15 protein-coding genes and 1 pseudogene are annotated in these 11,671 nt (G+C 41.8%); all 16 read right to left on the bottom strand.

All coding sequences use genetic code 11. The annotated features are described in order from the left end of the window. Nucleotides 1–147: 147 nt before the first annotated feature. Nucleotides 148–465 (bottom strand): hypothetical protein, encoded by a 318-nt coding sequence (locus tag RYO55_RS09190; RefSeq protein WP_038150357.1) that lies wholly within the window; start codon nucleotides 463–465, stop codon nucleotides 148–150. 119 nt (nucleotides 466–584) lie between these two features. After that, nucleotides 585–1,097: a helix-turn-helix domain-containing protein gene (locus RYO55_RS09185; RefSeq protein ID WP_004697586.1), complete on the bottom strand. Its 513-nt coding sequence runs from the start codon at nucleotides 1,095–1,097 to the stop codon at nucleotides 585–587. Between the two features lie 10 nt (nucleotides 1,098–1,107). Beyond that, entirely contained in the window at nucleotides 1,108–1,518 is a 411-nt protein-coding gene (locus RYO55_RS09180; RefSeq protein ID WP_314985218.1) for a hypothetical protein, read from the bottom strand. 203 nt (nucleotides 1,519–1,721) lie between these two features. Beyond that, nucleotides 1,722–2,201 (bottom strand): hypothetical protein, encoded by a 480-nt coding sequence (locus tag RYO55_RS09175; RefSeq protein ID WP_314985216.1) that lies wholly within the window; start codon nucleotides 2,199–2,201, stop codon nucleotides 1,722–1,724. A 3-nt stretch (nucleotides 2,202–2,204) separates the two neighbouring features. Beyond that, complete coding sequence (locus RYO55_RS09170; RefSeq protein ID WP_314985215.1) at nucleotides 2,205–2,726, bottom strand: N-acetylmuramoyl-L-alanine amidase; 522 nt, start codon at nucleotides 2,724–2,726, stop codon at nucleotides 2,205–2,207. Next, nucleotides 2,695–3,048 carry a hypothetical protein gene (locus RYO55_RS09165; protein ID WP_314985213.1) on the bottom strand — a complete coding sequence of 118 codons (354 nt, stop codon included), beginning with the start codon at nucleotides 3,046–3,048 and terminating at the stop codon, nucleotides 2,695–2,697. The genes RYO55_RS09170 and RYO55_RS09165 overlap by 32 nt, the downstream gene beginning before the upstream one ends. 2 nt (nucleotides 3,049–3,050) lie before the next feature. Further along, complete coding sequence (locus RYO55_RS09160; protein ID WP_314985211.1) at nucleotides 3,051–3,503, bottom strand: hypothetical protein; 453 nt, start codon at nucleotides 3,501–3,503, stop codon at nucleotides 3,051–3,053. Beyond that, nucleotides 3,504–4,412 (bottom strand): lysyl-tRNA synthetase, encoded by a 909-nt coding sequence (locus RYO55_RS09155; RefSeq protein ID WP_314985209.1) that lies wholly within the window; start codon nucleotides 4,410–4,412, stop codon nucleotides 3,504–3,506. Between the two features lie 14 nt (nucleotides 4,413–4,426). Next, complete coding sequence (locus RYO55_RS09150) at nucleotides 4,427–4,753, bottom strand: hypothetical protein (RefSeq protein ID WP_314985208.1); 327 nt, start codon at nucleotides 4,751–4,753, stop codon at nucleotides 4,427–4,429. Between the two features lie 15 nt (nucleotides 4,754–4,768). Then, a complete protein-coding gene (locus RYO55_RS09145; RefSeq protein WP_314985207.1) occupies nucleotides 4,769–5,650 on the bottom strand; it encodes a hypothetical protein in 882 nt (293 codons plus the stop codon). A 103-nt stretch (nucleotides 5,651–5,753) separates the two neighbouring features. After that, on the bottom strand, nucleotides 5,754–6,059 hold the full coding sequence (locus tag RYO55_RS09140) for a hypothetical protein (protein ID WP_004697572.1): 306 nt from the start codon (nucleotides 6,057–6,059) through the stop codon (nucleotides 5,754–5,756). Between the two features lie 8 nt (nucleotides 6,060–6,067). Then, the gene (locus RYO55_RS09135; protein ID WP_314985206.1) at nucleotides 6,068–9,958 is read right to left on the bottom strand and encodes a host specificity factor TipJ family phage tail protein; all 3,891 of its coding nucleotides are present in this window, start codon (nucleotides 9,956–9,958) and stop codon (nucleotides 6,068–6,070) included. Between the two features lie 63 nt (nucleotides 9,959–10,021). Continuing rightward, nucleotides 10,022–10,348 (bottom strand): NlpC/P60 family protein, encoded by a 327-nt coding sequence (locus RYO55_RS09130; RefSeq protein WP_314985205.1) that lies wholly within the window; start codon nucleotides 10,346–10,348, stop codon nucleotides 10,022–10,024. Continuing rightward, nucleotides 10,332–10,937 (bottom strand): hypothetical protein, encoded by a 606-nt coding sequence (locus RYO55_RS09125; protein ID WP_314985204.1) that lies wholly within the window; start codon nucleotides 10,935–10,937, stop codon nucleotides 10,332–10,334. Before RYO55_RS09125 ends, RYO55_RS09130 begins: the two co-directional genes overlap by 17 nt. Before the next feature lies 1 nt (nucleotide 10,938). Then, nucleotides 10,939–11,184 carry a hypothetical protein gene (locus RYO55_RS09120; RefSeq protein ID WP_314985202.1) on the bottom strand — a complete coding sequence of 82 codons (246 nt, stop codon included), beginning with the start codon at nucleotides 11,182–11,184 and terminating at the stop codon, nucleotides 10,939–10,941. Nucleotides 11,185–11,273: 89 nt separating this feature from the next. Continuing rightward, nucleotides 11,274–11,671: pseudogene (locus tag RYO55_RS09115) on the bottom strand (phage tail protein); the annotation flags it as partial.

Below are 11,671 nucleotides of genomic sequence, written 5' to 3'. Positions count from 1 at the left end.
AACACTGCATTTTTTGTATTGAACACAGCATATATAAGTGCTATCTATCAGCATAAATTATGTATTTATCATTATTTCAACGTGCAAAAGGTTGAGCAACGGTTAAGCAACCGTTTTAAACTTAAACGGATTTTAAAGCGCTCACTTTTATATTTCTCGGATAGAATAGTGGAGTCCGAAGAAATTGATAAGTTTCAAAACATTAGCCCTACTATATCTCCGTGGCGCAGGAATTAGTAAGGTTTTATCACTATTAATGTAGACAACCTTTATTTTCTCTTTCCAAACAAACTCAGGGAAACACTCAGCCAATTTAAGGTCCTCCCAAGTCTCCCTGCCAACAGCAAGGATCTCTTCTCCTAACTCCCTTTGCATGGAACATATGACCTCCCATGCTTCAGCATAGTTTGATACAGGCACGGGGTCCCTCATAAAATGTGGATTGCAATTAAGAATTTTCAGCACTTCATCCACCTCCTCTTATGTACCATAATTACACCATATTTTTAGATTGTATGCAATAAATTAAATATAAAAAAAGACCTTACCAAGTTATATACTAGTAAGGTCTTTTTATAAGATAACTAAACTTCTTCAATTTTGTAAGATAGCATCAAATCATCTATGAGGCTTCTTACGCCCTCTTCGTTATATTCCTTCGGATCAAGAATGACTTCAGCTATCCAGTCAGCAGTCCAAACATAATCCACATCTTCCGGCCATACGAAATCAGGAAATTCTTCTTCCATATCGCCTTCATCCCATGCGGCCTTGTCCCACTTGCCAATGCAAGGAGATTGGCGCATCTCGCGCTCATATATCATGTCCCATGCTTCCTTATATGTTTCTGCGGTTCCCATGAACCAAGGTTTCTTTGCATTTAAGCTATATACTTTTAACATTTTAGGTTCCTCCCCATACAATCGTTCCATACCCTGGCGAGATACTAGCCAGGTTCCTTTTGCCTTTCTGCACTCCTCTGATGTGAATCGTGGTGGCGTGTTCCGTTGACCGGAGCACGCCTGCTTCACTGTAACAGGACTTATCTTCCAACGTTCCGCAGCTTCTGCGGAGGTCATAACGTCATTGAATTTCATAAATACCTCCTTATTTTCCCCAACCTAATGCGATTTCTGTGTCATTTTGCATTTCCGCTACTGCTTTCAAACTATCAAATGTGTCAGCTTGCTCGAAACACATATCATCAAAATCATTTTTGAAAGTATATTCCTTCCAGTATTTACGGTTTAATTTAACTGCAAATGCGTAAAGGTCTTTATTATAGTTGCGAACCTCTGCAACATTCCATTCCTTTAGGTATACAACTTTGTTATTATCGATCACTAAAACAGGGTTACCTTTAATGAACTTCACATTGTTAGTTACGATGATGATTTCATCGTCGCTAATAACATGATTGAATTTGAAATATTTGTTAGAAGTATGCTTCACTTCTCCAAAGAATTTAGTCAATTGAGATTCTTTTACGCTTTTAATGAATTCGCCATACTTGCTCATGATAGGTGCTCCTTTTAATAACTCCCTTATCTTTGTCTTTATTATACATCGAATACGATGTATTTGCAAGTACTTTTTTTAATTTTTTTACACAAAAAAAAAGACCTTACCAGGACATATTCCCAGTAAGGCCTTTTACATTATTATAGTCAATCCATGAGTCCGCCTGCTCATGCTCAGGAGATGCTTGGATCACCTCTCAGTCATCGATGAATTACTACTCCGATTGTCGCCCCCGCTCCCAGTATTTGGGATAGGTTGCGTTGCATCCGTAATCTCTTGATTGTTTTCTTGTCGTTCTCTATTTGACCTTTCAATTCTATCAAAGAGCTCGACATTTCTGATAAGGTAACTTCTTGCTTCACTAAGTCCGCTTTGGCTTTGTCCAATTCGGTCGTTAATTTGTCGATTGTAGTCTTGGCTTCGTTCAATTCTTGTCGCTGTTTCACGGCTATAGTCTGTGCTTCTGTCAATGGAACGTTGGATGCTTCTATTTGTTTCAAGGCTTTCTCGTTGTTGCTTTTCAATTCGTTCCACTGACTCACGGGCACGCTGATAGTCGGTTCCAGTTCCGCTTGGCTGGTAGAAGATGTATCCGAGGCAAAGGATGAGGATGAACCCAATACTACCGATAATAATATAGCGGTAAGTAGGGTGATTAAGTAAAATTTTGATTTTGTCATACATTATTCCCCTCCTATGAAGTCTGTGATACCACGTGCTATAGCACGCACTATAGTATCAAGGTCATTATTAAGTAGTGCTAGGTCTTCATCATTATCAATGAATGCCATTTCAACTAACACGGCTGTTGCATCTGTGCCGTTTAGCACCCATAAATCCTGCCGTTCTTTTACGCCCCGATCAACCGTATTAATGCTACGGATGATTTGTGACTGAATGTCATTCGCTAAGCGTTGCCCGTTAAAGGACTTAAACAAGGTTTCAGTGCCACGTGCCTGTGTATTGAATGCGTTACAGTGGAGTGATACAAATATATCTGCTCCCCATTCATTGGACTCAGCACATACAAGACCTAAGTCATCATTCTGTAAAGTTTTAACTTCGCATCCTGCAGTTTGTAAATAACAAGCCAATAACTTACCTGCATCACGAGCAACGTCGCATTCACGACGTCCTGTGTTAGGATTTACTGCTCCAGAGTCCAGGTCAATATCATGACCTGGATTTATAAATATTTTCGTCATTATTACTACCTCCTTCTAATTTATCAGGGACACCATTATTGTTTCTATCCAACCAAAGGCCTAGGAAGCCTACTACGGCTGTCAATACACTAGGAATGAATATGTGGTCAATAATATTGAGCCCAACATCAATCAGCTTATTAGTTTCACTTGATACATAACCCCTAGCAAATGCCATAACATACTCTGTTATGACTAGCCAAATAGGAATTAGCATAACAAGTACTAGAATCCGTGTCGCTAGTACTCCAGTAGGTCTAATATTAGCAACACGAACAGCACCATATGCTGATTTCAGTCGGTTCATGATTTGATATTTCATTATCAGTCACCTCCTATATCATCAGTACTGAGCGTGATACTTCTTCCTATTGGCATATTGTTTAGAACTTGGATATGCATCAGTTCAGTACTCAGACTCTGAACTGTGGTTTCGAGGTTATTAAGCCTATGAAATTTCGCTGCATCTCGTTCTTCCAGCTTGACCAACTGCTTTAATATCTCCTGATTACTTTTTGTTAAATCAGCGATACTATTGATAGCATCAGATAACTTATCGTCATAGTCCTTACGCTGCTTATCCATGCGTCGAGCCAAATGGTCATCTAATTCTTGCTTAACCGCAACTAGCGAGGTATGCTCTAAAAACCACACCATCGCACGAAATGAGCCCCTAAGGGCGGCCCAGATAACCCCTAACAGGGTTACCCAGAATCCAATGTCCGCGAAGTAGGCAGGGATGCCGAAGTCCATTAGCAATAATCTAATTTCGTCCATTTAGGCCTCCGCTTTCTCCCATTTTTCACTGTAAAGGTTCCATTTCTTGGTGTGATCTGGATTGTATACCTCTAATGAAATTTTCTGCATCATGACTTCTCTCGGTGGGTGAGATTCCTCACTAACAGTCATTTTATTAACCCTAATGAGATCATAAGATTTTAAATCAAGGTTATCACCCGCCCATACAAATGCAGGGATATTGATTACCGCAAGAGAACTGTTAGCGAAAGCATCCCTATCAATATTAGTGGCCTTAGGCAAATTGATAATGTTGTGATCGGTTCCAACGAATGCTAATGCACCGACTTTAACAACGTTCGGACAGGTAAGTTCACCCTCTAAGTCACTACGGCCATAGAACTGCTTAGGCAGAATCTCTGTGGCCGTTTCCGGATTGAATTCAATAAGACCTTTGATTTTAACAGTATTAACGACATGATCGATTAGGTTAAGATATTCAAGATTAATATCATCTGTGCCATAAGGCTGAATTCTAATAGTGGCACTCCCAGATTGGATTTCAACGGATTCTGCCTCACCGCGTACTCGAACTTTAAAGCCATTTTGCCCAGATACTCGAATTTCCGTATCCCCTTTTCTTGGTTCGTTAAATGTAAGTGGTGCATAAGGCTGTTCATTTAACGCATGGACAATAGCAGTTAATATCGCTTCAAGGGTACCACTATTAATAAGAATGTTTTTACCTTGAAGTGCTGACATAACTCCTGATAAGTTAGGCAGCTTCGCTTTTAAGGATTCCAACCAATCGTCCTCGGTTCCTACGAATCCATGTGCTAAAGCAATTTCATAAGCACTTTTTCCATTATCGCCTACCAAGGTTGCTTTTACTTCCGCCTCTACTTTAATCGGACTTTCAAGTCTTACTGGTAACGCTTTGTTTTGCATAATACATTCCTCCTCTAATCATGCATGGCCACATCCTGAATTATGTTGACTGCCCCCATACCCAGTTTGTAATATCGGCTAGGCTCCGATTCCTTATATGCAAAAGCATCATACACATGCTCACCAAAGGACTTAATTTCTAAGGTATCCTTTCTGGGAATATTGAATGTCGCAATCTTCCCAGATGCTACCCCTTGCACTTTAATAACAAGCGGACCGCTTGCTCGCTTTCGTATGGCGAATACTGACTTGAACCCTGTCAAATCCACATTGTCATCTTGAACTGCGTAAACTATCCCGAAATCCTCGCCAATGTTGAGGTCTATATCCTTTACATTCATTACTTATCATCTCCCTTAATTGAATGGAATCGTACCTTGTTTATCGTACCCGGTCACATCGACCACCAAATACTGAGATGTGGTTTTACCCGAGCAACCTACAGGATACGTGGTGACTGTATTCCAATCAATGAACTGATACGATTTCAGCGATACAGTACTCTCATCGTGAAATCTGAACGTTTGCCACACTCGCCCCGTGTGTGACTTTTTATCTCCATTATTGATATTTGGCCCCCAAACGGATACATCGATTACGGACATGGGTATAATTGCAACCTTGACGCCATATGACTTTGGGTCACGGGCCATGTTTGTAAAAGTATCCGGAACGTAGTTTGATAACTGGTTATACCAATCGTGTGCATAGTGATCAATTACACGTAGGTACCTGATGCGGCTATCATATATCACATCGTTCTGCAGATTGTAATCTGTTGCCCAAGACGCTTTATAATATTTGTGACGACCAAGAACTTGCAATGCCGTATTAGGCTTACTACTTCCTACCTTATCAACAAATCGAATACGAGGCGTGTCTGCATTAGCCGTAACATCCTCGAAATAACCGAAGCAGTAGAACTTGATGCCAGCTTTTACTTCATCAACCATTGCTTGCGTTACCTTTTCGCCTGGCTTAATTACATCCACTACCAGCACCATTAATCGCTCACGACGTTTATGGACCCACTGAGCTGTGAATTCATATCCTTGTGGAACTGATACTGCTATAAGAGGTGCGTCACCATGATATGCGTAATTAGTGGCATAAAAAACCTGGATTACATTAGCCTCCCCCGCAATATATCCGTATTGGTATTTATTCGTAGGCACCAGCATAGGTGCGTAAGCTACAGGTTTGAGCGGGATTTGAACCGTTGGCGTTATCCCCCTCATCGCCCCGGTGTAGAGAACTGCATCTTTTTGTTTAGGGAAACTAAGATATACTAGATTGTCATAGGTATCGTTTATAATCGTGACACCTTCTTTATTCTGGATGTTAATAAATTCCATACGCCAGCCACCCTTCATACGTAAGATCCTTAAATTGACGATTGATATTATATTCATCCTGGGACACTGCAAAATAATATGTTATGATATTGCCCCTAACCTCTGCCACTAAGTACTGTCCCATGGCTGCAGCCCAGACATGTTGACCAGGCTGCAATCCATTCACAGTAATTTGTTGACGTCGATTAGGAATGTCAGATACATACATCCGCCCCTCGATACGTGTAAGCCTTTCCTTCAGATTTAGTATGATATTGCCGTTAGCATCATAAGCTAATACATGCGGTTCCATAATACCTCCTACCAGCATCCAAGTTTAATCCGAGGGTTGTTATCATCATCAAAACCTGTAATAAGGTTATCTTGAATCTCAACACGAGCACCGGTTTCTCTCGAACGAAGTAACCCGATTGTACTGGACACCGCCGCTAAATTTTCAACATGTAATTTGTCGGCAGTAACCGCGTTGGCCTGAATCATCTTATTAACAATGACGTTATCATCGAACTTAGTTGCTCCAGTGATGTGAATCAATTTCCCTGCAATGTATACCCCAGACTGACTGAGGTTAATACGAGACACCAACTCACCACCATCAATCTCGCCAATACTTTTTTTAACTTGCAAATCGATGCTACCAGCTAACTCAGTAATGCGAGATTCCGTATGTGACGCCAAATTCGTAATTCTTCTAGTGGTCTCTTCAGAATTCGTATTGAATTTCTTATCAAGCTCCTTAATTCGCTCATCAACTTTATTCAGCCCGAGAGACTCGAGGTCTAGCAAGCTCGCATCAATTTGTGTCTTAATCACGACTTGCTTCTCGTTAACGAGTCCATCTCCGAACACATCAACAAACGAGCAACGTATCCGGTATATTCCGGCCGAATTCGAATACGTCAGCATGGTGCTGGTAGTTTCAAAATCATCAGTACGTTCATCTCCGATCACATGGCATCTGATTGCATATGCTTGTGCGGGCTTAGTTGAGAAGTAAAGATTAAATCCTCCTAACTGGCTTTTTACTACAAGCTCAGGCGCGGCCAACTGCGGAACGTTATATTCATATGTTGCTGCAGTCGAGTATTTGCCCAACGTGCTGCGAGCATATAAGTAAACAGTATCCGCTCGTTTAGATAGGGTAAGTACAGCAGATGTACCTTTAACTCTTGCCAATAAAGCATTCGTATCTTTACCAGGATTATTATCGGTACGTAATTCGTAATAGTCGACGTCAGCATTCAGCACCTCATCCCATGATGCGGTGGCATTTCTACCGAACACAATACCGAAATTGCTAGGCATATCAGGTATCGCGTCCATCGGTTTGACTATCACATCAACCATTTGGGCTGTTTCTGCTCGGTTGCCAAATCGGTCAACCGAGATTGCTTTGATTCGATACTCTTCACCTGGGCCTAATGATTTGATAATAACCTGACTATTACTACTGCCAGCATACTGCCATTCTTGCCCCGTTACAGGTTTTCCACTTTTCGATTTTAAGAGATACCAAACCTCCGCCACATCGAAGTTGGCAGGATTACTAGGCGGGTCAAATAGCACTTGTAAGTCGTAGTAAACACTTTTATCGGCCGTTTGATTGTACCGACTTATGACGTGTAAATTCTGAACATCCTCTGGCGTTTGCATCTTAGGTATGGCTATAGATTTTGTTACGCCAGTAGTCAACTGTCCTAACTCATTAATAGCCTGCACTCGCACCTCATAGGTCGCACCTAGTAGCACATCAGATATCGTGGTAGCGTTTGTAGATGCTGGGTAGTTTCCAATATATGTCCACGTATCGCTTTTTACATTTCGGTAATTTACGACTACGTTTGAGACTTTTCCATCACGAGGTAACTGCCACGTTACACCTATGCGTGAATACATGATGCCATTAGCACCGTATACATCACTCACTAACCCTACTGCTTGAATATCAGATGCACCGCGATTCGTATAATCAATACTTGGCACCGTGCCATCATCTGATACATAGAGTTCTGGATAATATTCCATGCATTGGATCTTACGGGTCATTTCTGATAGTGTCTTTGTAATAGCCAACACACGAAATGGCTTAGCCGATTTAGAAATTTCTCCGAATGCATATACCGCATCAGGCTGCACCGGTATAGCCTCTTTAACAATCACATTGAGACCTGATACATTTACTACGTTAAACGTAGAGACGATATCCGTAGCGTTGCTACGAATCAGCAACTGATAATTCTTCCCTGGTTGTACCGACACTTCCTTGTCGAGTGTAATCGTCTGGCCACTTACCGCAACCACACGACCGCCATCGCCCCATTCAGGTATGTCGTGCTGAATTAGAATAATATCTCCTACCGTGCACGCTATGGCATCCGTAAACGCCTCTATTGTCACAGTACGTATTTCATATTTATTGCATCGCAAGAAATGCTTACCATGTTTATATGCCTGCTCAAGGCTAGTACACCCCATGAGTTCAACTTGTGCCGGATTTGTTAGTGTGTCCGACTCGTCGTAAGTGTCACCATATACTGGAATGACGTCTCGCTCATAATCCTTATCCTTGTTAAGGAACGATATTTCAACAGAGTTAGCCCTAGCCTCCACACCTTGAAACTCTTCAGTAAAGCTGCCGTGTTTGATATTGGCTACAGTAAACAACTGTACCGGTGTAGATTGATAATCACTAACACATGTGAACCTAGTTCCTACAGGAATTACTTTCCCTCGACCTACTGCCTCTGGATACTTTAACGCATCCCATAATCGCATAGCGGTGTCGTATATATAGTTGAATGTAAACCCATTTGTTTTGCACTTATCTGCCCATGCCTTAAATGCGTTATAGTCAAGGCGCATATGGGGCTGTCCAAATACAATATATTCACCGCCAATCTTACGGCAGATGTGGATTAAATCATAAGCAGCCCATGCCGGATTATCCGCTGGTTGAGCTTCGTACTTATTGATATACGGATTGAACACATACACCTCTGAACGCTCTTGAATCCATGTCACTTTTGGATCGGTACCGCTTAGCTGAGATGTAGCCAAAGCCTTAATTCCAATGAGGGCTTTCCCCGGATGCACAAAATCATCATAAATAATTTGGGTTAGCTGCACCCAGTAGACCTTATTGACATGGCGCAAGCTTTTCCCATCTTTCGCACTGCAGCGCATGCGGATTTCATAACGCGCCTTTTCGAGATTGTCAAAGCGAAATACGCGATAAAACGCATTATTTGTCGCCTCTTCAATTCGTCCTGCGTAATCAGCTGTATTTGTCACGCTATTATCTGACTTAATAAAGTTCCACGCATCACGTCGCTTAATATGTCCGGCCATGCCCTTTTGATTTGCTAAAGGTAATGCCTGCCAGGACTCATCCCCTACTTTACGAATTTCTGCTTTCAACGTGACAGACGTACGGTCAGCACCGCCGCTATCATTTGAATAATATAATCCGTTTGGAAATCCAACAGTTAACTCTATAGCGTCACATGCATCGCCTTGTACCTGTTGTGTATTCCATGATTCAGTCAATTCATAGTTTAGGGATTGATCCGCAAAGTTATCATTGAAATTTGGGATAACTGTTTGGTCATTTGTACCCTTTCTGATATCCACCTGCACATCTTTATAATTACTGATTGGGTTAGCATTAATACGAATATCTTCTATTTTTGATAATTCACCCTCACCCGCACAGTATAAAAGATTAAGATATTGCTTTTCACCATCACTAATTACATGGCGGGATAATAATAACCCAGCACTTTTCATTCGGCCATATGTTACGGCTAAAGGGTAGCCTTGCCCAGTAACAGTTTCAGTACCTCCCCAGCCATATGTATTTGACTGTTCGGAATTCGAACGGTCAACCTTAGGAGCAGTTAGCTTTGAGACAATAGCATTACCTATCATCCCTACCGCCATAGCAATTACTGACCGCCAAATTAAGCTTTGGATACCAAAGATAGCACCCGAAGCAATGCCACCGGTAAATACAGCCATCCCTATTGATAGAAGAACACCAAAGAACTTACCCTCAACTCGGGGCATTACTACAATGTAGTCTTCATCGTTCACAACTGTATCCGGCGTCGCCTCATGTCCATTTACTGAATACGCCCATTCACCAGGTGCACTGAAGTAATAGCTGATAGACTTGCCCTGTTTAAACGGCAAATATTTTGTATCCCGCTGCTCCGGTTTGAACGGGTTATTTACAATGATTACATTAACCATCTGCTACTCCTTCCTTTCATATATGTGCTTCAATCGAGGCACGTACTTTGATATATGTTCTATGCAGGTGCCGCTGTGTTCAGTAGCGTGTATGAATTTACCTTCACCGAGATAAACTCCTACATGATCGAGATTTTTACCATATAACGCAAATACCAAAACACTACCTGGCATTGGTTCGCGAACTTCACACCATTCATCCATTTGAATTTGGGTATATTCGGGTAGTGATATTCCACTACGCCGATATACCTCAACAACTACATCCCAGCATTTCATTTCCGAGAATGGAGTACCTATCATATCAGTCAAATCACTTATTGGATGCATATAGTCCTCCTTGCGGAATAGTAGGTTCTCCTCCAAATCGAGTACTGTTCCCCAATTCACGACATCGTGCTAGGGTTTTATTACATTGATTTTCGTGACCCTTATATCCACATTGAACCCCTTTAAACTTGAACGGACAGAAATCTTTCATCACACGAATTAACGGGAATCGTCGGGTGAAACTAAAGTCAGTCCCCAACGTGAATTCCATCCATTCAGCATTCGCATGGGTTCCTGTGATTACGAAATGCTCCTCTTGCTCGCACACATCAGGTATATTCGTATTCACTACACGAATGATGATATTGGCTCCAGTGAATCCATTATTAGACTCTGCCATACGCTGAATTGTACGAGTTACGTTAGACACAGATAGCTTGATATTAGGTAAATCCGTCGCATTCTCTGTAACATCTTGAATGGTAAATGGAAATGCGATATAGGTATTGCCTTGAAATTGGATATTCTCCGTATTGTATACCAATCGAAGCGTATCCCCTTTATAGGACATTTCTAACAGCATTAACCACACACCTGTGGCCGATATTTGGTTTTTCTCTAAAATCGATGCCGTTGAGAGCGGTAACATGTTATACCTCCTGTAATTTCACGGTTCCCATCCACACTCCATAGTCATTCGCCGCAAAGTCTAACTGATCAGCAAATCGCACTTTTAGTGTTTCCCGTGTTTCTGGATGTACCCAGTCGAATACACCCGAACAGTTGACTTCATCGAAGAATGACCGAAGTTTATAGTAATCAGCTGTTGGCAACTTGTACCCTACGGAATATGTCCGCCGGGTCTTTGTCGTCTTCTTCCTGGTGATTAGCGTCATGTTTTCAACTTGGCCTTTATACGAAATATCTGGAGTAGTCTCCTGAATTGGGTATATCGGCCATCGAATATCTGGAAATACTGCCATAGTTATACTGCGGATGCCTTGATGGCGTCACGCATACCTCCTTTGTTTGATTCCATAGCACGAACCACTACATCGATAACATAATTCTCACCATCGAACCGAGAGTTCTGTTGCTTACTTTCAAGTTCTTGGCCAGACTGATTAACGATATTAACAACTACGTTGTTGCTTGTAGCTCCGACACCCATTAATCTACGAGTTTCACTTGCCGTATAAATGCGATGTGATCCGAAGGACTGCAATAGTTCCGGTCCGTTTTCACCAACCAACATAAGCCCTGGATTCGTTTTTCCTCCGGCAGCGAATCGATTTCCTGTAAATGCAGAACTAAACGAACTACCGCCGGCAAAGGACGATGTCCCTTTTGCAGCACCTAGAGAACCGATGCCATTAACTACCC

The sequence above is a fragment of the uncultured Veillonella sp. genome, assembly GCF_963551295.1.
Taxonomy (GTDB): domain Bacteria; phylum Bacillota; class Negativicutes; order Veillonellales; family Veillonellaceae; genus Veillonella.
This window is presented reverse-complemented; position numbering and strand designations above follow the sequence as displayed.